The sequence below is a fragment of the Spongiibacter sp. genome, from assembly GCF_984394615.1.
Genome location: NZ_CFHTQA010000026.1, coordinates 23,959 through 45,400, shown reverse-complemented (window position 1 = coordinate 45,400; position 21,442 = coordinate 23,959). Strand labels below are relative to the sequence as shown.

The following is a 21,442-nucleotide window of genomic DNA, read 5'->3' as shown; positions in this document are numbered from 1 at the left end:
GCCTCCTAGGACTTCTGTTCGGCTTTTTCAGGAGTGTTGTCCTGGTTCTTCTTGCGGCCTTTTACCTCATCCAGTTTGATCGGCATGGCAGCATCTTGCGGCGGCTTTACGGTCATTTCTCGAGGGGTGGTGAAGAACGAACGGCAGCCGTCTTCAGTAATATAGATCGTGTCGGAAATGCCTACAGTTTTATCGCCTTCCACGCCCCACATCCAGGGAATGATGTGAAAGGTCATCCCCTCTTTGAGTACGGTGGACTCCCCCTGCTTGAGGCTGACGATATAGCCTTCATCCCAGCTCGGCGGGAAGGCGATACCAATGGAGTAACCCGAGCGGGTAATCAGCCGTGCACCGCAGTGGTTGTCGGAGATGATGTTGCGGATTATATTGTCGGCGTCAGAGACGGTCATGCCCGGCTGGAACAGCTCGTGGACCTGATCCAGCGCATAGATCATTCGCTCCTGCGCATGAAGCAAGGCATCGGTCTGCGGGCCCGTGAGCACGGTGCGCATCATCGCGGTGTGGTAGCGGCGATAGCAGCCGCCGACTTCCAGAAACACATGGTCGCCCGGTTGTACGGTGCGGCCCTCCCAGGTGGCGTGGCCGATCATGCTGCGCGGGCCTGAGGTGACGTAGGGCATCACTGCAGGGGGTTCGCCGCCCGCACGAAACATGGCGGCGCTGACGGCCGCGCCGATTTCGTTTTCTGTCACGCCAGCCTGTACCGCCTCGATACCGGCCTTCATGCCTTCTTCGGTGGCGATGGCGGCGCGGTGCATCAGCTCGATTTCCGCTGGCGATTTGCACACACGGCCTTCTTCCACAATGCCGAAACAGTCCAGCAGCTTTGCATCGGTCAATGTGGTGTGAATGCGGTCCTGCTGGTAGGCGGGGAAAAAGTAGCTGTTGCGCTCATAGCCGATGCGCTTGTCGGCCAGACCGAACTCCCGCAGCGCATCGACCAGCATTTGAATGGCGTCGCCGGTGTCGGGGTAGGGTCGGGTACGCTCGATCCAGGTGCGGGCATGGATATTGGATTCCTCCATGGCTCGGGTAATCATGAATGGCTCGTCATCTATCGGCACTACCAGGGCCTGAAAAAAGGAGTAGCCGGTGGTCTGGTAGTCGGTGAGGTACATGATGTTTTCCGGGTCGGAAATCACCACCGCATCAAGCCGCCGCTCCTGCATTCGCTGACGCAGGCCGCTGATGCGCTGTTGGTACTCCTCATTGGCAAAGGTCATGTCATCGCGTTGTTTCATGCGGCCTCCAGAATACGGTTACTGACGCTTGCAAGCGTGTCCAGACCCTGTTGCAGGTCGGCGTCGGGAATGGTCAGCGGCGGAATCAGTTTCACGACCCGACCGCCGCTGCCACAGGCAGAGACCAGCAGCCCTTCTTTGAAGCACTCGCCGACAATGGCTTTAGCGAGTTCGCCGTCGCCGACGTCCAGGCCGAGAATCATGCCTTTGCCGCGCAGCTCCACACCTTGGTGTCGCTCTGCGATCACTTGCATGGCGCTGTGCATGGTCTCGCCTTTTGCGCGGACTTCGCTCATGAAGTCGTCGCCGTCGAAATAGCGCAGCGCTTCGCGTCCGGCGACAAAGGACAGCCCCTGTCCCCTGAACGTGCCGGTATGTTCACCGGGCGACCAGTGTTGGTCGTGTTCCGGTTTCACCAGATTCATGGCGATGGGCGTACCCACGCCGCCCAGGCCCTTGGCAAGGCAGACGATATCGGGGTTTAAACCGAGGCCGTCAAAGCTGAAGTAGTGGCCGGTGCGCCCGCAGCCCACCTGAATGTCATCGACAATAAACAGAGCGCCCAGCTCGTGGGCCAGGGTTTGCAGGGCTTCCAGCCAGGCCTGGCTGGCGACATTGACGCCGCCCTCGGCCTGAATGGTTTCCACCAGAAAAGCCGCCGGCGGCGCCAGCCCCGCACTGCCATCCTTGTATAGCGCCCGCAGTTGCGCCAACGCTTCAACACCGCCTCCCAGTGTGTGGTCGCGGCTGTCGGCGTCGCAGTCGAAGGGGTAGTGACTGACATTGTCCAGCGAGACGCCTGCGGCTGAGCGGAAGTAGCTGTTGGCGGTGCAGGCCAGTGCGCCGAGCGTCATGCCGTGAAAGCCCTTGCTGAACGCGACCACTTCACTGCGCCCGGTCACACGGCGAGCCAGTTTTAACGCCGCTTCAACCGCATTGGTCCCGGTCGGCCCCATGAATTGCATTTTGTGGGGCATGTGTCGGGGTTCGAGAATGGTGCGGGTGAAGTCCTCCATAAAGGCGCGCTTGGCGGTGGTGTGCATATCCAGGCTGTGGGTGACGCCGTCGCGCTGCAGGTAGTCGATCATCGCCTGCTTCATATGCGGATTGTTGTGCCCGAAATTCAGCACCCCTGCGCCGGCGAAAAAATCGATGTACTCGCGACCCTGGTCGTCCGTCTGGCGCGCATTGCTGGCCGTATCGAACACTACCGGGTACGTCCGGCAGTAGGCGCGGATCTCGGATTCACGTTGCTCAAAAATGCTCATGCTTCCTCCTGATTTTTAGAATCGGCGGCAGCCATGCCACCGCCGTGCTCGCCCCGAGGGGCTTAGCCGAGTCGGTCGTCCGCCGCACCCGCGAGGGCAGCATAGAGGCGGACAACTTTGGGAATTAGCTGGTCGTTGAAGTCGTAATAGGCACTGTGACAGGGGGCGTCGTGGCCATTCCCGTCATCGGCGCCGATAAGGGCGAAAGCGCCGGGAATTTCACGCAAGTAATAGCTGAAGTCTTCCGAGGCCATAATCGGCACCGGCAGGCTGTGGTTGATGGCGTCGCTGCCGTAGAGTTGTCGCCAGCAATGGCGGACGCGACTCGCGGCATCGGCATGGTTGATGGTGGCCTGATAGCGGGGGTGGCATTCCACCTCACACTGCAGACCGTAAGCAGTGGCTGTCTGTTGGGCGATCTCCTCTATGAGCTGATTCAGTTGTTGTCGGGTGTTTTCGTCGGGAACGCGGATGCTGCCACCCAGCTTGGCCTCGCCGGGGATAACGGTAGCGGCGCTGGGGGCTTCAATACTGGTGATGCTGAGCACGGCGCTGGCCTGTGGTGCCAGCCGGCGGCTTACTACCTGTTGCAGGGCCAGGGTAATGGCGCTGGCGCCCAGTACCGGGTCGCGACAGAGTTCGGGCTGACTGGCGTGGCCGCCCTGTCCGATAACGCGGATGCTGAAGGTGCCGTTGCCGCACATCACAATGCCGTCGGGGCAGATCAGTTCACCAAAGGGAAGGGCGGGCCAATTGTGCCAGCCGAAGATTTCATCGACATTTTCCAATGCACCGTCGTGGATCATTTCCCGGGCACCGTGCCCCCCTTCCTCGGCGGGCTGGAAAATCAGTGTTACCGGGCCGGGCAGTTCGGCTTCGTGAGCCTTTAACCAGCTGGCGGTCGCAATGAGTGTAGCGGTATGGCCGTCATGCCCACAGGCGTGCATGCAGCCAGAGGTGTGCGAGGCCCAGTCGAGTTCGGTTTGCTCAACAATGGGGAGGGCATCGATATCGCCTCGCAGGGCGATATGACGGCCGGAGCTGCCGGCATTCAAACAGGCCACAGTGCCGGTTTTGGCGCAGACGCGCCAGGGGATGTCGAGAGCGGTGAGCTGCTGGCGGATACGTTCGGCGGTACCCTGCTCCTGCCAGCCCAGTTCGGGGTGTTGGTGCAGTTCTCGGCGCAGTGATATGGCGTTGCGCACAATGTCTTGCCAAACCGTAGACATGGTCCTCCTGCCGTTGCCGTGAGGAATACGCGGCTAGCGTTTCCGCGCTGCTACTCCAGCCTAGTGGCTCGCGGCGCAATGCGCCAGTGTCGATCCACTCTGCCCGAGCTGGGCTCTTCAGCCTGAGCAAGTTAGCTTGAGCAAGTTTAGTCTCAGCAAGTTCCGAGCCAGACTGCTCCGGCCATCCTTATTTGAAAATGAATCTTAATTGCGATTCGCAGGCTGATTTCGTATTCTTGCGCTTTTCAAGCGTGTGGCCGGGAGCCTAAAAAAGTGACAGTACAGAAGGCAGGGAGTTCATCAGATGCGATGTGGCCGCGCTGGCTGCTTGCCGGGCCGCTATGCTTTCTCTGTGCCTTTGTGATGATGGCGGGCGCGTCGATCTGGTTGCCCGAAGGGCCAGCGCGTATCGACAATGTGGCGATCCCGCTGGTGTTGTTTCCTGCGGTTTGGGGTGTGTTGTTTTTCTACAGCTGCCTGGGGCGTCTGGGACGGACCTATCTTGTCGTGGGCGCGTTAACGGTGGCACATCTGATACTGATTGTCTGGCAGCTGATGCTCAGAGGTGCCGCGTGATTCGATTGTCGCAGGCGCGCAGCAAAACCCTGTTGGCCATCCATGGGTGGTCAGCCGTTGCGCTCGGTTTGCTGTTGTACGCGGTGATTGTTACCGGCACGCTGGCGGTGTTCGAGGATGCGATTGGCGTGTGGGCGGATCCAATGCCAGTGGCGCCCGTCGAGGAGATTCCCAACGGCACCGGCGCCCTGATGGCCGACATTGCTGCGCGAATTGACCCCGCCTATCTCGATGAAGTTTTCCTGTTCTCCGGGACCGGCGAACACCTGCGGGCGCTGTTTCACTACCACGGTGACGACGGTACGGAACCGGCAATGCTGTTTTTGATTGATCCGGCACAGCAACGGGTGGTTCGCGAGGTTGAGGGTTTGTCGCCGGATGTCTTTCGGCAGTTGGGTGTGGGGGCGCTTCGGGATTTTCTGGTCGACCTGCACGTGAATTTGCTGCTGCCGGGGCGCTGGGGGTTACTGGCGACGGGCGTATTGGGGTTTGCCATGCTGGTCGCGGCGGTCAGTGGCCTGCTGATCCACCGCCACCTGCTCAAAGAGCTGTTCACACTGCGTCGCAAAGGAGGATTGCTCACTGCGCGCGACCGCCACGCGCTGGCGGGCAGCTGGAATTTGCCGTTTGCCTTTTTGCTGTCATTCACTGGTGCGTTCTTCAGCTTTGGCGGGGCCATCGGGCTGCCCGCAATCGCCTACGTCGCGTTTGGTGGCGATGTGGAAACCGTCAGCGAGGAGTTGCTGGCACCGATTATGGCTGAGGATGATCGGCCATCGCCGCTCGCGGATATCGACGCGATGATAGAGGATGCCGCGCGACGAACCGGGGCCGAGCCCAGCAGTTTACAGATTCATCACTGGGGGCGAGCAGATGCGAGCCTGCTTGTCGGCCTGAATAATGGAGACGGTGAACTGCTGCCATCCGCGGTCGCGTATGCCGGCGCTTCCGGCGAGTTTCTGGGTTTGCGCCCGGCGCTGGGGAATGCCCCCTCGCTCGGTGGCGATCTGGTCAGCCTGATGTCACCGCTGCATTTCGGAAATTTTGCGGGTATCGCCTCGAAAATACTGTGGTTCGCCATGGGGTTTGCCAGTGCCTACGTAGCCCTCACCGGGCTCATGTTGTGGACTCGGCGTCGACAGGCCGAGCCGGGCTGGCGTTGGCTGGAAAAGCTGACGGTGATCGTCGGCTATGGCTTGCCGCTGGCACTGCTGATCAATGCGGCCGTGTATGTGACCCGTCGGCCGGTTCCCAGTGCCGCATTTTACGACCTGCTGAGCGTCTTTCTGGCGGCAATGGCTCTTACCGCGTTTTACGGCTTTGCGCAGCGTGATGCGGCGCGCAGCCGCAGGGGTATTCTGCGAGCGATGGCGCTGGTAATGCTGGCATTGCCGGCGGCGCGATACTGGGGCGGTGGTTTGGGATGGCAGGCCGCGATCTCTGGCGGCTTGCCAGCCGTGTTGACGATCGACGGTTTACTGCTGGTCAGCGGGGCCTGGCTGCTGTGGACACAGCGCCGTGCGCCAGCGCCTGCCATGCTTGAGACAGAGTCAGAACCCGAGGCGCTGAAGTCATGAGTACCGAGCTCCTGGCGGGATTGGCCATTGCATTCAGCGCGCTGCCTCTGTTGTTGCTGGCAATACGCGACCCGAAGCGTCTGCGCAGTCGACGGCAGCGAAGTCAGGCCACCGTCCTTGAGCGTCGGTGTCTGGCGATTGCCGTGGCTCTGCCGCTGGTTTTCTTGCTGGGGAATGCGGCAGCGGCACTGATTTGGTTGTCGGGGGTGTTTGTGACGGGTTGGTTTTGCGCGCTGTGGCTGGCGACGCCTGCTCACTCCGAGTCACAGTAATTATCCCTATAGCGGGCCTGTGCCGTGCGAAAATGCTATACCGCGCTGTTTTTTCCCGCTATAGTGCGTGGCGCTAGAACGTAGCACTACTATTTATGCACACCATTTCGATGTTCTGTTCAGTTCTCGTCCTGATTCATAAGTAATAGAAACACTTCCAGCATGGCCGCCTCATGAGAGGCAACTTATTTACTGAAAGATTCAGGAATACACATTATGTCTACTGTAACCGGCACTGTTAAATGGTTTAACGAAACTAAGGGCTTCGGCTTCATCGCTCAGGAAAACGGCCCCGACGTATTCGCTCACTTCAGCGCGATCAGCGGCTCAGGCTTCAAAACCCTGGTTGAAGGTCAGCAAGTTGAGTTCACTGTTAGCCAAGGCCAGAAAGGTCCTCAGGCTGAGAACATCGTCGTCCTGTAAGGCCGACTCCCGCGTATTGCGGGAAACTGCACTGGCTACGGCCAGCCTGTAGAGAAAGGGCAGAACCATCGGGTTCTGCCTTTTTTCGTTTATGGCCTCCTGATTTCGGTATGATCTCTCCGAGGCATCACACAGTTGGAATGAACTTGAGCGAGACGAGCTTTCACACACTGCCATTGGCGGCGGGCCTACTCGATAATCTGGCGTCGCTGGGCTATCGCGATATGACCGCGATTCAGGCCGCGGCACTGCCGCGCATATTGGCGGGCAGCGATTTGGTCGGACAGGCGAAAACCGGTTCCGGTAAAACAGTCGCCTTTGGCCTCGGCTTGCTCAATAAGCTTGAGGTCAAACGCTTCGCTGTGCAGGGCTTGGTGTTATGCCCCACGCGCGAGCTGGCCGATCAGGTTGCCAGAGAGCTGCGCAAGCTGGCGCGTGGCGTGCACAACGTCAAGATTCTCACTCTCTGTGGCGGTATGCCCTTTGGCCCACAGGTCGGTTCACTGGCGCACGGCGCCCATATCATTGTCGGTACACCGGGTCGGGTGCACGACCACCTGCGCAAGCGCAATCTGAAGCTGGAGCAGGTGCATACCCTGGTGTTGGACGAAGCCGATCGCATGCTGGAAATGGGCTTTCAGGAGACGCTTGACGCGATTGTTGCCGAGGTGCCCGCCAGTCGTCAGAGCCTGCTGTTCAGTGCCACTTACCCCGAGCAGATCCAGCAGATTGCCCGTCGGGTGATGCGTGACCCCGAGTTGTTGAAGATTGCCGAGCAACACCGGCGAAGCACCATCGATCAGCGTTTTTACCAGGTGGAAAACAATGAGGCCCGCGCCGATGCTGTGGCGCGCTTGCTGCTGGACCGTCGCCCCGATTCCGCTGTGGTGTTCTGCAACACCCGCCGCGATACCGAGGAGCTGGCCTCCGTTCTGCGTGATTACCGCTTGAATGTCATCGCTCTGCATGGCGAGCTGGACCAGCGTGCGCGGGATCGTGCATTGGTGTGTTTTGCCAATCACAGCGCTTCGGTGCTGGTGGCAACAGATGTTGCCGCCAGGGGGCTGGATATTGAAGATTTGAATATGGTGATTAACTACCATATTGCTCGCGATGCCGAGGTGCACACGCATCGCGTGGGGCGTACGGGTCGCGCCGGTGCCAGTGGCGAAGCCGCCAGCCTGTTTACCGAGCGAGAACAGCACAAACTGGCGCGACTGGAAGCGGACGGGGTGGAGCTGTTAATGGGAGAGCTTCCTCACCCGGCCGTATTGGATGGGCCTGCCTACTCGCCCCCGATGCACTGTCTGCAACTGGATGTGGGCAAAAAACAGAAAATCCGTCCGGGTGATATCCTTGGGGCGCTGACCCGGGGCGAGCGTGTGGCGGGTTCGGATGTCGGCAAAATCCATATCTTTGATCAGTGCGCCTATGTGGCGGTAAAACGCCGCGCCGCCGATGAGGCGCTGCGGGTACTCAGTGCCGGCAAACTGAAGGGGCGCAGTGTGAGGGCCCGAAAGATCCGTTAATCCTTCTTACAGGGAGTGGTCTCGATGATCCGACGCCTGCCCCGCTGGCTGGAACTCGGCGCGTTTACCCTGGCCTGGCTGGCGGGAACCGTCAACGCCGTCGGGCTCCTGGGGTTTGCCCATCAGTCAATTTCCCATCTCTCCGGCACGGCCAGCTTGCTGGGCGCGGCACTGCTGCAGAGTAGCGATGCCTGGCATCTCGCGGTGATCCTGCTCAGCTTTCTGCTTGGCGCAGCCGTATCGGGCTATCTCAATATCAGTGAATCCCTCACCTTGGGTCGCCACTACGATACGCTGTTAGTAATCGAAGGGCTGCTCTTGCTGGTTGCCATTGCGCTGCTCCGCGAGCAGCACAACTCGGGACATTACTTTGCATCCGCCGCCTGCGGTTTACAGAATGCGCTGGCAACCCGCTACAGTGGGGCGGTGGTGCGAACGACCCATGTCACCGGCCTGTTTACTGACCTCGGTATTATGTTGGGCGCCGCACTGCGAGGGGAGGGCTTTGATCGCCGCAAGGCGGGGCTGTTCTGCCTGATTATTGCGGGCTTTGTCTTCGGCGGTACGGCGGGCGCGCTGTTCTATGCACACTGGGGCTTCTTCGCTTTGCTGGTTCCCGCCATGTTATGTTTCATGCTCGCTGCGGCGTATCGGCTGCTGCGCTCGGGCAACTGAGCCCCGGTTTGCCAGCGCCCCGACATAGAATAATAAACAGCACTGCCAGGAGTGACGACCCGATGAGTAAGGCGTTTTTTGAAGCGTATTACCAGACGTACAACCGTGAAGACCCCGATGCGCTGAGGGCGTTTTACGATCCCGACGTGGAGCTGCATTCGGCTCAGGGCGTGATTCGCGGTGTGGAGGCAGTACTGGAGGTATACCGGGGAATTACGGCTCAGTTCAGCGATCACATGACCCCGCTGGATATTCGCGAGCGCAGTGATCATACCCAGGTGCGTATTCTCGACAACTTCACGGCAAAGGTCGACGTCGCGGAGTTTATGGGCCGCGCTTTTGCTCCGGGCGAGCAGTTCAGTCTGAATCTGCTGGCAGAGTATCGCTTACGCGACGGTCGCATCCTGCGGGCGGATATTGCGGCGCTGTAAGTCAGCGCGGTTCTTGCCAGGGCGTGAGCACAGCGGTGCCCACGCCCGTTTTCACTTAGCCCGTGTACCGAGACAGTGAACTCCAGAAGCCGAATTCCATCATCCCGGCGCCCTGTTGTTCACCGTCGGGGCCGCTGAGGGTGAAGGTCGACGGAACTTCCACCAGACCCAGCATGCGTCCCTGATCCTGGGTGTAGTCAAGCGTCTCGCGTTGCACAACAGTTTCCGGCCCCTGATACATGCCGTGCCGCCAATCGGGCTCCAGGCCATAGCCGGTGCCGGTGGTGAGGTAGGTTTGCAGCTTCGTGGGCCTGCCGCGCAGGGTAAGCGCGCCGCCGGGTGCATCGGGGAAGTGAACGACGCCCTCGGCAATGTCGGCGAGGAAAGGTTGAGCCACGTTGAAGCGGTGCTCGTGCTCGGGCCGTCCCAGCCACTCCGGTTCACGGCTGGGGTCTTTCCATACGCGCATCGCTTCTTCGATGCTGCGTTGGCCGCCTTCCGTTTCGTTGATGATGTAGAGCAGTGCGAAATCATCGAACAGCACCGGGAAGTAATTCCACATGCCCTCCATTGACGGTGTCCCCGCATGGATACCTGCCGGTTCAGCTTCGCCTACCGGGCGCACTCCCCAGGAGCGGTCGCGGCTGCCGATAAAATCCTCGGGGGTGATTGCGAAGTGCTGGCCGTCTACGGCCAGTTCGCCCTGCCAGCGCCCCAGTTGTGCGAAACGCATGGTGTCAAACAGAACGCGGCCTTCCTTGCGGATGTAGTGGCGTGGCTCCAGAAAGGGGAAATGCTCACCCTGCCAGGTCGCGTTCATGGTAATGCCGTGCTCGGCGTCGTCGCAGACAATCCGCAGGCGTTGAAGACCTTCGATAACCTCGATACGCAGTGGCCCAACCGAGATGTCGCCGCGATCGCTCAGGGGGCGAGAGGCGCGAATGACATGATGTTTATCCTTGTGGCGCACCAGCAAAAACGCATCTTGCACACCGAGATTGGGGTACTGGCCCAGTCCAAAGACGACGAACAATTCATCGCCTGCATTGTGCATATTGAAGTAATAGCGATCGTAGAAGTTGCGGTCACTGGTGCCGGTGTGGCGAATGACATCAGCAATCTGGTGTAGTGGATAGTCGTCCATGGTGCTCAGCATGGCGGGCTCCTGTCTGGGTAATTGTTATCGTTGTTGTGTGACGGCAATGGCCGCCCGACTTTACTGTAGTGAGTCGCCGGGAGCGCGACAACCGTTAAAGCATGACAGAAAGTTAAGGTGCCGTAACTGGTGTGCAGGCCGCGGTGTCTGCTGCATTCGGGTAAACTCGCCGAACGATATGAATAAGGACAGAACATGTTTCGCTGGATGATGCTGTTTCTCGCGATGGCGCCCGCCATCACTCAGGCTGACACGCGTATTGGCCAGACCTCGGTCGACAGTCTGACGCTCACCTACCGTAACCCGCAGACCGGCACCGATCTGGGTGCCTCACAGACACGGGTACTGATCGAGCAGCTTTATGCGAGTGAACTGCTGAATCTGGATGAGGTTCTGGCGGCGCAGAAGCTGGATGCCAGCGGCGCCCAGGGCGATGGTTTTAGCGTGATCAACCCCTATTACCCCCGTGCGGAAGCTGGCGATGTGCCCCTGCCATCGGCTCGTTCGGTCATGCAAAACGGGGAATTGATTCAGAATCCCGAGCAATACCCACAGCCCGCCGAGGGTTACGAGATGGTCGATGGCGAGCCGGCGTTCTACCAACAGGCAGCGGTCAGTCGCTGGTTCAGCGAGCTGCGCAACCGCGGTGCGGCGGCGGAAGAGGTTTGCGCGGTGGCCATGGACGCCGATGGGCGTCGCTACCGGCTGAAAACCTTTCCGACGGTCGATGCCGCCCTGCAGGCGGGCTGGCAGATTACCCACCAGTACCGCTGCGGAAGTTGTTCAAGCCTGCGGGACCTGGCGGCGTATATCGCCATTCCCGACATGACCCAGCCGGTTCGGGCCTGCTCGCAGCGGGGCCGCGGTCAACTCAGCAAGCTCGATGAGGTGAAGCAGTGCATTATCGAGGCGGTCGGTTTCACGCCCGCCTGTGCGGAAAGTTGGGCCTATAACGCGGTGCACACCGGCGCGGAGTGTGCCGGGCGCTGTATGCGCAGCTATGGTCGCGCCGGCCCCCTGCCCGCCCTGCTGCAGGGGGGGATCAATATTCTGCGCGGTCAGTACAGCGCCTGTCCGGCCAGTGTGGAGAGTGAGGATGCCGCGACCCGCGAGGTGCTGGAGGCGCGGGGCTGTCCGCTGGACAACGAACAGACCGGCAAGCTCAATGATTGCCTGTGGTGTGATGAGCAGCTTTCCGGGCCGGGGTTCAAGTACAGCGCGGCCCGCACCCGCCGTGCCTCGGGCCTGCCGTCGGCGATTCCCAGGCCGAACGACCGCTTGTTCTATGAAGCCGACCACAGCCGCTATTTTTCCGGGCGCGCTGTATCCCCGGCAGGCGGGAACCAGCCGTGATCACCGATGCCCTGTTGCTGGTGGTCGCGGGCCTGCTGGCCGGGGCGCTGAATGCCGTCGCCGGAGGCGGCAGCTTTTTCACCTTGCCTGCTCTGGTGGCGCTGGGCCTGCCGCCGCTGATGGCCAATGCCAGTGGTACTGCGGCCCTTTTGCCGGGGTATATGGCCAGCGCCTGGCGCTTTCGTGGCGATATTCGCATGCCGGGCGATCTGTCGCTGTGGGGGCTGCTGCTTCTCGTACTGGTTGGCGCGGTATCAGGCGCACTGTTGTTATTGCTGAGCAGTGAGCAACTATTCAGTACGCTGGTCCCTTGGTTGATGCTGTTGGCCAGTGTGATTTTTGCGCTCTCGCCGCGACTGCTGAAGAACCGGGCAACGGCGCCGACGTGGCTTGCCGCACTGACCCTGCTGTTGGTGTGTGCCTATGGCGGCTATTTCAATGGCGGTGTTGGGATTGTGCTGCTGGCGGCATTCGGTTTGCTGGGGCAGCATGATCTGCACGGTATGAACGGTCTGAAAAATGCCGTCTCGGCGCTGCTGACTTTGGTGGCGGTGGGGGTCTACGCGGCGGCAGGGCTGTTGGTTTGGAAGCCATTACTGCTGATGGCACTGGCCGCGTTGATGGGTGGCTATGTTGGCGCCGCGCTGGCTTATCGCTTGCCCGCTGGACCGCTCAGGGCGTTTATTGTCGCCTCCGGGCTGGTCATGGCTGCCGTGTTTTTTCTGCGCTGAAACGCTTTAGGAGAACCGCAATGACAGATGCGCCATACGGACAGGGCGATGCGTCCTATCAGGCCGCTGGCGGCTGGGAGGGCATCTGTGCGCTGGTCAATGCCTTTTACGATGTGATGGACAGCGCGCCGATGGCTGGTGATATTCGTGCCATGCACGCGGCGGATCTGAGCGAGGCGCGAGACAAACTGAGCTGCTTTCTCAGTGGCTGGCTGGGTGGCCCCAAGCGCTATGCAGAGCGTTACGGACGAGGTTTGGGGATTCCCGCTGTGCATCAGCATATGAAGATCGGGACCGCTGAACGCGATGCCTGGTTGTGGTGTATGCAGCAGGCGATTGACCAGCAGCCTTATCCGGTCGCTTTCAAAGAGTATCTCTACCGGCAGCTATGCGTGCCGGCAGAGCGGATTGTGCAGCGCTGCGCGCTGCACGCAGAGCCTTGACCCCAGTGGTATCACAGGGGCGATTGGCGTAGACGGTATTACTCAGAGCGCAGGCTTGTTGGCCGGGCGACGTCGGCGTCGCCGTGCCGCGGGGGGACGCTGCCCATCGCGGTGCTCGCTGTGAGGGCGGCGCGCCTGCTGTGGGCGTCTCGCTTTGCCCGGAGCCGGCTGGCGGCGAGATTCCGGCAGGCTGTGCACCGCTTCGAAACCGTCGACCTCTTCCCGGCGCAGTGTCTGCTTAATCAGTCGTTCAATGGCCGAGAGCTGATCGAATTCATCGGCGCTGACCAGTGAAACCGCCTGACCGGCGGCTCCCGCGCGGCCCGTGCGGCCAATGCGGTGCACATAGTCTTCCGGCACATTGGGCAGGTCGACGTTCACCACATAGGGAAGCTGATTGATGTCCAGGCCTCGGGCGGCGATATCGGTGGCTACCAGTGCCTGAATTTTGCCGCTTTTGAAATCGGCCAGGGCTTTAGTGCGGGCATTCTGGCTCTTGTTACCGTGAATCGGCGCCGAGGGAATACCACGCTCGTCGAGGAAGCGGCTCAGTTTATTGGCGCCGTGCTTGGTGCGCGAGAACACCAGCACCTGATGCCAGCCGTTTTCTTCAATCAGCTTGGCCAGCAGGGCCGGTTTGCGTTTCTTGTCTACCGGGCAAATCCACTGCTCGACGCGTTCGGCGGTGCTGTTCGGCGGTGTCACCGACACTTCCACCGGATTGTTCACAATGCCTTTGGCGAGCTTGCGAATATCGTCGGAGAAGGTCGCCGAGAACATCAGGTTCTGGCGCTTGGCGGGCAGCAGGGCGAGGATCTTGCGGATGTCGTGGATAAAGCCCATGTCCAGCATGCGGTCGGCTTCGTCGAGTACCAGCACTTCCAGCTCGCTGAAACGCACAGCATTTTGCTGATACAAGTCCAGCAGTCGGCCGGGGGTGGCGACCAGAATGTCGGCGCCTTTGCGCAGCTTCATCATCTGCGGGTTAATCTTCACGCCACCGAATACCACGGTGGAGCGCAGTGGCAGGTTTTTGCCGTATTTCTGGACGTTCTCACCAATCTGCGCCGCCAGCTCGCGGGTAGGGGTAAGGATGAGCGCGCGCGCCTGGTTGGGCGAGGCCTGTTTGCCTTTGGACAACATTTCCAGAATCGGCAGGGTGAAGCCGGCCGTTTTGCCGGTGCCGGTCTGGGCGGCGGCCATCACGTCGCGTCCCTCAAGTACGGGGGGAATCGCTTTGGCTTGAATCGGTGAAGGGGTCGTGTAGCCGCTGTCGTTAACGGCGCTGAGAATCGGGGCCGACAGGCCCAGGGAATCAAACTGCATAGAATCTCTCGGTGTGAGGTGGGCGTCTGGCGCCTCACCGCGTCAGTGTGCTGACAACCAAGATAAACTGATCGGCGGCACGGGGCGGGGCAGCTTACTGGATTCGCGTCCTCGCTGCCAGCAACATTCCCATTGACTGGAATTTATCGCCGCCGGGGCTTCGGGTAGAATACGCCGCTTCTTCGGCGCACGCATGCCCCTAGCGCCCGCCTCAAAACAGGATTCAGCACCATGGCCGACGCCCAGCTCGTCAACGACATCAATACGCGCCGTACCTTTGCGATTATCTCGCACCCCGACGCCGGTAAAACCACCATCACCGAAAAGCTGATTCTGCTGGGACAACTGATTCAGGTCGCGGGCACCGTCAAGGGTAAGAAGAACGACAAGTCGGCGACCTCAGACTGGATGAGCCTGGAGAAAGAACGGGGCATCTCGGTCACTTCCTCGGTGATGCAGTTCCCTTACAAAGGACGCACGGTCAACCTGCTGGATACACCCGGGCACGAGGATTTCTCGGAAGATACCTACCGTACCCTGACCGCCGTGGATTCGGCGCTGATGGTGATTGACGGTGCCAAGGGTGTCGAGGACCGTACCATCAAACTGATGAACGTCTGTCGCCTGCGCGATACCCCCATTCTCAGTTTTGTGAACAAGATGGACCGGGATATCCGCGACCCCATCGAACTGTTGGACGAAGTGGAGGAGGTGCTCGGTATTGAAGCCGCTCCGATCAACTGGCCGATGGGGATGGGCAGCGAGTTCAAGGGCGTTTACAACCTCTACACCGACACCTTGCATGTGTTTCAGCCCGGTAAAGGCAGCGTGGTTGCCGAAGATATTCGCATTGAAGGGCTGGCCAGCGACGAGGCAAAAGCGCTGTTGGGCGACGAGTACGATAACTACCTCGACGAGATTGAACTGGTGCGCGGCGCCAGTCACGAATTTGATCAAGCGGCGTATCTGGCCGGTAAACTCACGCCGGTGTTCTTTGGCACCGCGCTGGCGAATTTTGGCGTGCGGGAAATGCTTGATGGCTTTGTCGACTGGGCGCCCGCACCGCTGAATCGCAGCACCGATGTGCGTGAGGTTGAGGCGACCGAGTCGGGTTTTACCGGCTTTGTATTTAAGATCCAGGCCAATATGGACCCCAAGCACCGGGACCGCATTGCCTTTATGCGCATCTGCTCGGGCACCTATAAAAAGGGCATGAAAATGCGCCACGTGCGCCTTGGCAAGGATGTGAAAATCGCCGATGCGGTGAGCTTTCTGGCCGGGGATCGGGAGCTGGTGGAAGAGGCGGTATCCGGGGACATTATCGGTCTGCACAACCACGGCACCATTCAGATTGGCGATACTTTCACCGAAGGCGAGGCGATGACCTTCACCGGTATCCCGCACTTTGCCCCGGAACTATTCCGCCGCATTCGCCTGAAAGACCCGATGAAATCCAAGCAGCTGCAAAAGGGCTTGCAGCAGCTTTCCGAGGAAGGCTCCACACAGGTGTTTATGCCTCAGCGTAACAGTGACCTGATCGTCGGCGCGGTCGGGGTGCTGCAATTTGATGTGGTGGCCTACCGTCTGAAAGACGAGTACAAGGTTGAGGCCATCTACGAGCCGGTGAACATCCACACTGCCCGCTGGGTGGAGTGCGATGATCCCAAGGCCTTTGAAGAGTTCAAGCGCAAATGCGCGGACAACCTCGCCATTGATGGTGGCGGTCACCTGACCTATCTGGCGCCGACCCGCGTTAACCTGTCGCTCACTGAGGAACGCCATCCTGAAGTGCGTTTCCGCGCGACCCGCGAGCACTGATGTCTGTCTGAAAGTTCAGTGAGTCGCGACACGACTCGCTGGAAATGTGATGTTTTACCAGTTTGCAAAAGCCGGTGGACGACATTCGTTCACATAGGGTTAAGGCTGTGCTTCTATCCTGTACCACGGTCAATTAGCCCGGTGCAGGCAGCCCCTGCAGACAGATAAAACAGATGGAGAATCCGATGAAAAATTCCGTGAAGAACAGTGCGCTGGCAGTGCTGCTGATGGCTGGTGGAAGCCTGGTCATGGCCGATGGTGGTTTCAGTGGCAAGCTGGGACTGGGCGGTAAAGCCGGTGACGGCGAGGCATCGGCGAACGTCGACGCCAACGTCAATCTTGGCATTGGCGACAAGCTGGAGAAAGCCAAGGCGAAGAAAGAAGAGATGCAAAAAGACGCCGAAGCTCGTCAGGCCCAGGCTCAGGCCGATGCTGAGGCCCGTCAGGCCGCTGCCGATGCTGAGCGTGAGCAACGCAAAGCGGCTGCTGAAGCCAAGCGCGAACAGATGAAACAGGAAGCGGAGGCTCGCAAGGCAGAAGCCAAGGCCAAGCGCGAAGAGATGAAGCGCGAAGCAGAAGCGCGTCAAGCGGCCCGCGAAGCCCAGGCTGAGGCGGATGCCAAAGCTCGCGAAGAGCGCAAGGCCAAAGCCAAGGCGGAAATGGAAGCGCGCAAAGAAGCCCTGAAGAAAGCGGGCGATATGAAAGTGAATGCTGAAGTGAACGTCGAGGCGAAGTGATCGCCTTTATCTCGCGTCATCCTCTGAATCCTTCGAGGGTGTAGAGAAAACAAAAAGGGCTTCCCGATGCGGAAGCCCTTTTTGCTTGGTGGCGCGGCTTGAACCGTTATCGCCAATTCCCGACAATAGCGGCTTTTACCGGAAGCCCTCCCGTGAGCAAATCTTCCCCGTCTACCTCGCTGCGCCTCGATCGTTTTCTGGCGACGGTGACGGACTATTCCCGCAGCGAAGCCAAGCGGCTGATCAAGAATGGCGACATTACGCTGGATGGCGAAGTGTTGAGCGACCCGCGACAAAGCGTGGACGCCGACGCCGATGTGCGTTTGCGCGGACAGTCACTGCGCAGTGCAGAGCCGCGCTACTTTATGCTGAACAAGCCCGTGGACTACGTGTGTGCTGCGAGGGATCGCCGTCACTTAACCGTGCTGGACCTCCTCGACGAGGATAATCCGGAGCGCCTGCACGTGGCTGGGCGGCTGGACATCGACACCACCGGCTTGGTACTGCTCACTGACGATGGCAACTGGTCCCACGCTATCACCTCCCCCAAGAAACAGTGCTGGAAACGCTACTGGCTGCGCACCGCTGAGCCGATCGACGCAAGCGCCGTGGCGCGCTTTGCCAAGGGCGTGTTTCTCAAGGATGACAAGCAGCGTACGCAGCCTGCCGAGTTGGAGATTATTGGCCCCTGCGAAGCCCGTCTGCGATTGTCCGAGGGGCGTTATCATCAGGTCAAACGCATGTTTGGCGCACTGGGCAATGCGGTGGTCGAGCTGCACCGCGAGGCCATTGGCGATATTGAGCTGGATGAGGCACTGGCCGAAGGCGAGTATCGTCCATTGACGACGACAGAGCGCGACAGCGTGTGGAGCGATGGACAATGAGTGACGAAGTACTCAACAGCCTGTACCGGGCGCTGGCCGAGGCTGACGGGCCGGTGTGGTGGTTTGCCGATGAGCAGGTAGTCGCGCCATTGCCGCGCGCCCGCGAAGATGTGCAGGTGTTCTGCAATCGTGTGGATACTGCCGAGGCGCTGAGGGCCGCCGGTTTTGTCGTGCATCTCGGCGACTTTGCTGTTGAACAGGCTTCATTGAAACCGCAGACGGTGGTGTATCGGGTGTCCAAGGAACGGCCCCTGGTGAATATGCTGATCAACGCCGCGATGACGGCGCTGCCGATCGGCGGGCGTCTGTTGCTCAGCGGCTACAAGAACGATGGCTTGAAAGGCTATGCGGATAAAACCGCGAAAACCTTTGCCGCCGAGCGCGTGGTCAGAAAAGGCGATAGCGGTGCCTACCTCGCGGAAATTACCAAGCGCGCCGACAGCGCGGCGCGGCTGCCCGATAAAGACTACCGGCAGTTGCGGCCGATCTGTGAGGAGCCGCTGCTGTACAGTAAACCCGGTATTTACGGTTGGGAAAAAATTGATCGCGGCAGTCGCCTGCTGATCTCACAGTTGCCAGACTTTGTGGAAGGTCTGACGACGCCGGTTCATCGCATTGCCGATCTGGGCTGTGGCTACGGTTATCTGAGTGTGGCTGCCAATGAATATTTCCCGAATGCGCAATGGCTGCTGACTGATAACAATGCGACCGCGCTGCTGGCGTGTGAGAAGAATATGGCCGCCCATGGAATGGTGGCTGAGTGTGTGCTCACCGACTGCGCCGACGGAGTGAGCGGGCCGGTGGATGTACTGCTGTGCAACCCGCCGTTTCATCAGGGCTTTGCCATTGAAGGTGGGCTGACCGAGCGTTTCCTGCAAGGTGCTGCGCGGCTGCTGACGCCAACTGGGCAGGCACTGTTTGTGGTGAACCAGTTCATTCCACTGCCGCGTTATGCCGAGGCACTATTCGGGCAGTGCAAGCTGCTCTGTGAGCAGGACGGCTTTCGTGTGTATGGCCTGAGTGCTCCGCAGGTTTAAGCCTGCGGAGCGGGGGTTTCAAGCGGCGCAGCGCCATCTGCGGGTGCTGTTCCCTCGGGGGCTGGGGGATTCAGCAGTTCGTCGGGAATCTCCTCGGCAGTGGGGATTTCGTCCAGCTCTCCGTCGCAGGCGCTGCCTGCATACAGCGCGCGTTTGACCAGTCCCTGAGCGAGCAGTGACAGCCCGCCGGTATAAATCGCGGCGCCGGTCGACAGACCGCCGGTGAACATGCCGCTGGGGTCCGCCTCCACTCTGGGACGGCTGAACGTGCCGCCGAGGCGAACCAGACCGGCCGCCGCGCCCACATTGATACCCACCCCTTTACGGGCAATCGGCGAGACGCCCAGTCGCAACTCTTCCTTGGCAAGATCGATGTGGCCGGTGCCGATGATTTTACTGCCATCGGTTTCCAGTGCGATGCCGTCCTCACTGACGAAGCGACCATTTTTCCCTTTAAAGTGTACCGCGACGCATTCAATGTCGGTGTTTTCCCGCTTTTCACTGAAAGGGTTGAGCTTGTCGAAGGTCTCGGTCAGTACGTCGCTCCCGATCAGGTTAAGGGCGTTACCCTTGGCTTCCAGGTCGGTAATTTTGATGTCGAGCTGCCCGTCCAGTGAACCGGCCAGGGCGGCGGGGCTATTCCCCTTACCGTCGAGTTTAATGCGGATTTTACCCTTGCCGTTGCGGATGCCCGCCGCTTTTTCCAAACCGAGAGCACCGTAGTTGCTGCCATCAATTTTTAATTCGGTGCTGATTGTCGGCTGCTCTCCGCTGGCGTCGAGGCGGGCGCGGATAAAGGCTTCACCGCCGTCCACATAGAGTCGACTGTCGTCCAGTTGCAGCACGCCGTTATTTAGGGTGGGTTTGAGTTCCGCCTTGTTGATCACCAGATAGCCGGTATCGACGTCTTTCAGCGAAATGTCCAGCTCGGCGTTCATCTGCTGAAGCGCATCGAGTACCAGCGGCTCCTTGCTGAGCAGCTTACCGTTCTTGGCGCTTTGGGTTTCGCTGCTGTTATCTTCGTCGGCCGTGTCTGCTGTCGCTGTGGCGTTCGGGTCCTGAAGGAAGTCCATCGAAGCATTGCTCAATGAAAGCTTGCCCTTCAGCAACGCCAGTTTATCCTCGTTGCCCGGCTGGTACTTCACGCTCAGCTCGGTGCTCTGCTCTCCCAGCTCGGCGCTGCCGGTCAGCCGATATTCGCCGTTGTCGGTTTCCACGTCGGCGTCTATTGCCAGTGCCCCGGCTTCTTGCCAGGGCAGCAGGGCCAGCGCCCAGACTTCCGCACTGCGCGGGGCTTTGGTGTCCAGTTTCAGACGGTTGCCGGGCAGGCCGTTCAGATTGACCTCGCCGTCGGCTTTCAGTGTCAGGGCCTGCTGGCGAAGATCCAGTGCCAACTTGGCGTCCGCCCCCTCCGTTTTTGTGGAGAGTGGCGTCAGCGTCAGCGTGCTGTCCAGGTCAGGAACGCGGCGATCGATTGCCGTTTCAACAAGCTCTGCCGCTTTCAGTTTGACCTCTATGGCATCTTGAATGGCCACTTCGCTATGCAGCTCGCTGACTGTCCAGCCGCTGGCACTCAGTGCGGCGACATCCAGCGTGAGAGCCACTTGGCGATTGTCCATCCATGCCCAGTCCATGGGCGCCTCTGAATCATCGTCGCCTGACTTAGCGGCTGGCGCTTCGATGTTTTCGTCGCCCGGCGCGGGACTGAAGGCCGACAACAGTGCATCGATATCCAGTTTGGGGCTGCTCAGCAGGGCGCTGATGGTATTGAGGTCCGGTGACAGGCGCAGTTCTCCGCTGAGTTGATTTTCTCCCACCGCCAGCTTCAGGGGCTTTAACTCATAGTCGGGCAGAATCGTCAGCGTGGTGCTGAGCCGACTGGGGGGCAGGGCCGGGGCGTCGATATCTGCTAGTGTCGCCAGTTGATCGAGCTTTTCAAGCTTCAGTGCCAGATCGATGCGGCTGCCTTCCAGTGTCGGGCCGAGATCGAGGCGGCCTTCGCTGCTCAGCTCGGCATCGGCGTGACTGAGGCTGAGGCTGTAATCCAGAATGGCGGCCATCGGGTCGAAGAGAATAATGTCGCCGCGCAGGGTAAATAGCTGCTTTCGGTAGTCCAGTTCCACGACCAGTTCGCCATTGCCCTGCTCCAGTCGTTCACCGCGAACTTCGGGCAGGGTCAGTTGATAATGCTCTCCATTGGCGCTGGTAAATTGCAGCTGCGTATCGCGCAGTAATATGTGGTCAAAGCTGAAATCGCCGGGCAGGGTAATGGGTGAGGGTGCTTCGCTGTCCTCAGTGTCTGCCGTTTCGTCGGAGGACGCTTGCAGGGTTGCCGTCAGCCAGTTCACTTCGCCCTTGTCGTTGGTGGCTACGTGAACATTAAGGCCCTCGCTTTCGACGGCCCAGAATGGACCTTTGCGAAACGGTGAGGCCAGCAATTGCAGGGACAGGGAGTCCAGGGTGAGCAGCGTGGGCTCGGGCCAGTTTGGGTTGCTGATTTTCAGCCCGTCAATATTCAATCGCAGTGGAGAGCGGTGCGAGTCAAGCGAGTCAATTTCAATGTCGAGTCCCGCGAAACGCTCGCCACCGGCGTGGATCGCACCGCGCAGCAGATTGGGTTTAATCAGAACCGTGGTGACGGCGGCCAGTATCAGCAGCAGGATAATGCCGATACCCAGTAGAATTTTTTTCAACATGATAATCGTCTTGTGTTGC

At 59.9% G+C, this 21,442-nt stretch carries 20 protein-coding genes; 14 read left to right on the top strand and 6 right to left on the bottom strand.

The window, feature by feature from the left end:
* Positions 1 to 5: 5 nt before the first annotated feature.
* The 3 genes from doeA to doeB2 all read right to left on the bottom strand — a co-directional run bounded on the left by doeA (position 6) and on the right by doeB2 (position 3,759).
* Complete coding sequence (gene doeA, locus AC5DB9_RS11025) at positions 6 to 1,262, bottom strand: ectoine hydrolase (protein WP_272993958.1); 1,257 nt, start codon at positions 1,260 to 1,262, stop codon at positions 6 to 8.
* The gene (locus tag AC5DB9_RS11020; protein WP_022960670.1) at positions 1,259 to 2,530 is read right to left on the bottom strand and encodes an aspartate aminotransferase family protein; all 1,272 of its coding nucleotides are present in this window, start codon (positions 2,528 to 2,530) and stop codon (positions 1,259 to 1,261) included. The genes doeA and AC5DB9_RS11020 overlap by 4 nt, the downstream gene beginning before the upstream one ends.
* A gap of 62 nt (positions 2,531 to 2,592) precedes the next feature.
* Positions 2,593 to 3,759, bottom strand: a complete 1,167-nt coding sequence (gene doeB2, locus AC5DB9_RS11015; protein WP_272993957.1) for a N(2)-acetyl-L-2,4-diaminobutanoate deacetylase DoeB2 — start codon at positions 3,757 to 3,759, stop codon at positions 2,593 to 2,595.
* A 273-nt stretch (positions 3,760 to 4,032) separates the two neighbouring features.
* On the opposite strand from doeB2, the gene AC5DB9_RS11010 reads away from it, so the two are divergent.
* From AC5DB9_RS11010 to AC5DB9_RS10980, 7 genes are all read left to right on the top strand, one after another.
* Positions 4,033 to 4,335 (top strand): hypothetical protein, encoded by a 303-nt coding sequence (locus tag AC5DB9_RS11010; protein ID WP_272993956.1) that lies wholly within the window; start codon positions 4,033 to 4,035, stop codon positions 4,333 to 4,335.
* Positions 4,332 to 5,912 (top strand): PepSY-associated TM helix domain-containing protein, encoded by a 1,581-nt coding sequence (locus AC5DB9_RS11005; protein WP_272993955.1) that lies wholly within the window; start codon positions 4,332 to 4,334, stop codon positions 5,910 to 5,912. Before AC5DB9_RS11010 ends, AC5DB9_RS11005 begins: the two co-directional genes overlap by 4 nt.
* Positions 5,909 to 6,184, top strand: a complete 276-nt coding sequence (locus AC5DB9_RS11000) for a hypothetical protein (RefSeq protein WP_022960674.1) — start codon at positions 5,909 to 5,911, stop codon at positions 6,182 to 6,184. Before AC5DB9_RS11005 ends, AC5DB9_RS11000 begins: the two co-directional genes overlap by 4 nt.
* Before the next feature lie 216 nt (positions 6,185 to 6,400).
* Positions 6,401 to 6,607 (top strand): transcription antiterminator/RNA stability regulator CspE, encoded by a 207-nt coding sequence (gene cspE, locus AC5DB9_RS10995; RefSeq protein ID WP_028968593.1) that lies wholly within the window; start codon positions 6,401 to 6,403, stop codon positions 6,605 to 6,607.
* 140 nt (positions 6,608 to 6,747) lie between these two features.
* Positions 6,748 to 8,136, top strand: coding sequence for an ATP-dependent RNA helicase DbpA (dbpA, locus tag AC5DB9_RS10990; RefSeq protein WP_272993954.1), 1,389 nt, complete (start codon positions 6,748 to 6,750; stop codon positions 8,134 to 8,136).
* Between the two features lie 24 nt (positions 8,137 to 8,160).
* Positions 8,161 to 8,811, top strand: a complete 651-nt coding sequence (locus AC5DB9_RS10985; protein WP_272993953.1) for a YoaK family protein — start codon at positions 8,161 to 8,163, stop codon at positions 8,809 to 8,811.
* Positions 8,812 to 8,873: 62 nt separating this feature from the next.
* Positions 8,874 to 9,242, top strand: a complete 369-nt coding sequence (locus tag AC5DB9_RS10980; protein ID WP_022960677.1) for a nuclear transport factor 2 family protein — start codon at positions 8,874 to 8,876, stop codon at positions 9,240 to 9,242.
* A 55-nt stretch (positions 9,243 to 9,297) separates the two neighbouring features.
* On the opposite strand, the gene AC5DB9_RS10975 is transcribed toward AC5DB9_RS10980, so the two are convergent.
* Entirely contained in the window at positions 9,298 to 10,398 is a 1,101-nt protein-coding gene (locus AC5DB9_RS10975; protein ID WP_272993952.1) for an Rv3169 family protein, read from the bottom strand.
* A gap of 195 nt (positions 10,399 to 10,593) precedes the next feature.
* Between AC5DB9_RS10975 and AC5DB9_RS10970 the strand changes: the two genes are divergently transcribed.
* Genes AC5DB9_RS10970 through AC5DB9_RS10960 form a run of 3 tightly spaced genes read left to right on the top strand, consistent with a single transcriptional unit; the run spans position 10,594 to position 12,925 of the window.
* Positions 10,594 to 11,751: a hypothetical protein gene (locus AC5DB9_RS10970; RefSeq protein ID WP_272993951.1), complete on the top strand. Its 1,158-nt coding sequence runs from the start codon at positions 10,594 to 10,596 to the stop codon at positions 11,749 to 11,751.
* Positions 11,748 to 12,482, top strand: coding sequence for a sulfite exporter TauE/SafE family protein (locus AC5DB9_RS10965; protein ID WP_022960680.1), 735 nt, complete (start codon positions 11,748 to 11,750; stop codon positions 12,480 to 12,482). The genes AC5DB9_RS10970 and AC5DB9_RS10965 overlap by 4 nt, the downstream gene beginning before the upstream one ends.
* Before the next feature lie 20 nt (positions 12,483 to 12,502).
* Positions 12,503 to 12,925: a group II truncated hemoglobin gene (locus AC5DB9_RS10960; RefSeq protein WP_028968596.1), complete on the top strand. Its 423-nt coding sequence runs from the start codon at positions 12,503 to 12,505 to the stop codon at positions 12,923 to 12,925.
* 42 nt (positions 12,926 to 12,967) lie between these two features.
* On the opposite strand, the gene AC5DB9_RS10955 is transcribed toward AC5DB9_RS10960, so the two are convergent.
* A complete protein-coding gene (locus AC5DB9_RS10955; protein ID WP_273009149.1) occupies positions 12,968 to 14,251 on the bottom strand; it encodes a DEAD/DEAH box helicase in 1,284 nt (427 codons plus the stop codon).
* 231 nt (positions 14,252 to 14,482) lie between these two features.
* On the opposite strand from AC5DB9_RS10955, the gene AC5DB9_RS10950 reads away from it, so the two are divergent.
* The 4 genes from AC5DB9_RS10950 (at position 14,483) to AC5DB9_RS10935 (ending at position 18,727) form a co-directional block, all read left to right on the top strand.
* Positions 14,483 to 16,069 carry a peptide chain release factor 3 gene (locus AC5DB9_RS10950; RefSeq protein ID WP_022960681.1) on the top strand — a complete coding sequence of 529 codons (1,587 nt, stop codon included), beginning with the start codon at positions 14,483 to 14,485 and terminating at the stop codon, positions 16,067 to 16,069.
* 185 nt (positions 16,070 to 16,254) lie between these two features.
* Positions 16,255 to 16,806, top strand: a complete 552-nt coding sequence (locus AC5DB9_RS10945) for a hypothetical protein (protein ID WP_272992343.1) — start codon at positions 16,255 to 16,257, stop codon at positions 16,804 to 16,806.
* A 152-nt stretch (positions 16,807 to 16,958) separates the two neighbouring features.
* Positions 16,959 to 17,690, top strand: coding sequence for a 16S rRNA pseudouridine(516) synthase RsuA (rsuA, locus tag AC5DB9_RS10940; RefSeq protein WP_272992347.1), 732 nt, complete (start codon positions 16,959 to 16,961; stop codon positions 17,688 to 17,690).
* Positions 17,687 to 18,727 carry a class I SAM-dependent methyltransferase gene (locus AC5DB9_RS10935; protein ID WP_272992349.1) on the top strand — a complete coding sequence of 347 codons (1,041 nt, stop codon included), beginning with the start codon at positions 17,687 to 17,689 and terminating at the stop codon, positions 18,725 to 18,727. Before rsuA ends, AC5DB9_RS10935 begins: the two co-directional genes overlap by 4 nt.
* Here the strand turns inward: AC5DB9_RS10935 and AC5DB9_RS10930 are convergent.
* Positions 18,724 to 21,423: an AsmA family protein gene (locus AC5DB9_RS10930; RefSeq protein WP_272992350.1), complete on the bottom strand. Its 2,700-nt coding sequence runs from the start codon at positions 21,421 to 21,423 to the stop codon at positions 18,724 to 18,726. The two genes, AC5DB9_RS10935 and AC5DB9_RS10930, sit on opposite strands and share 4 nt — an antisense overlap.
* Positions 21,424 to 21,442 lie beyond the last annotated feature (19 nt).

What these genes read in the sequence shown, in the direction of transcription:
- doeA (WP_272993958.1), bottom strand. Translation starts at nt 1,262, where the DNA reads ATGAAACAACGCGATGACATGACCTTTGCCAATGAGGAGTACCAACAG.
- AC5DB9_RS11020 (WP_022960670.1), bottom strand. Translation starts at nt 2,530, where the DNA reads ATGAGCATTTTTGAGCAACGTGAATCCGAGATCCGCGCCTACTGCCGG.
- doeB2 (WP_272993957.1), bottom strand. Translation starts at nt 3,759, where the DNA reads ATGTCTACGGTTTGGCAAGACATTGTGCGCAACGCCATATCACTGCGC.
- AC5DB9_RS11000 (WP_022960674.1), top strand. Translation starts at nt 5,909, where the DNA reads ATGAGTACCGAGCTCCTGGCGGGATTGGCCATTGCATTCAGCGCGCTG.
- cspE (WP_028968593.1), top strand. Translation starts at nt 6,401, where the DNA reads ATGTCTACTGTAACCGGCACTGTTAAATGGTTTAACGAAACTAAGGGC.
- dbpA (WP_272993954.1), top strand. Translation starts at nt 6,748, where the DNA reads ATGAACTTGAGCGAGACGAGCTTTCACACACTGCCATTGGCGGCGGGC.
- AC5DB9_RS10985 (WP_272993953.1), top strand. Translation starts at nt 8,161, where the DNA reads ATGATCCGACGCCTGCCCCGCTGGCTGGAACTCGGCGCGTTTACCCTG.
- AC5DB9_RS10980 (WP_022960677.1), top strand. Translation starts at nt 8,874, where the DNA reads ATGAGTAAGGCGTTTTTTGAAGCGTATTACCAGACGTACAACCGTGAA.
- AC5DB9_RS10975 (WP_272993952.1), bottom strand. Translation starts at nt 10,398, where the DNA reads ATGCTGAGCACCATGGACGACTATCCACTACACCAGATTGCTGATGTC.
- AC5DB9_RS10970 (WP_272993951.1), top strand. Translation starts at nt 10,594, where the DNA reads ATGTTTCGCTGGATGATGCTGTTTCTCGCGATGGCGCCCGCCATCACT.
- AC5DB9_RS10960 (WP_028968596.1), top strand. Translation starts at nt 12,503, where the DNA reads ATGACAGATGCGCCATACGGACAGGGCGATGCGTCCTATCAGGCCGCT.
- AC5DB9_RS10955 (WP_273009149.1), bottom strand. Translation starts at nt 14,251, where the DNA reads ATGCAGTTTGATTCCCTGGGCCTGTCGGCCCCGATTCTCAGCGCCGTT.
- AC5DB9_RS10950 (WP_022960681.1), top strand. Translation starts at nt 14,483, where the DNA reads ATGGCCGACGCCCAGCTCGTCAACGACATCAATACGCGCCGTACCTTT.
- AC5DB9_RS10945 (WP_272992343.1), top strand. Translation starts at nt 16,255, where the DNA reads ATGAAAAATTCCGTGAAGAACAGTGCGCTGGCAGTGCTGCTGATGGCT.
- AC5DB9_RS10935 (WP_272992349.1), top strand. Translation starts at nt 17,687, where the DNA reads ATGAGTGACGAAGTACTCAACAGCCTGTACCGGGCGCTGGCCGAGGCT.
- AC5DB9_RS10930 (WP_272992350.1), bottom strand. Translation starts at nt 21,423, where the DNA reads ATGTTGAAAAAAATTCTACTGGGTATCGGCATTATCCTGCTGCTGATA.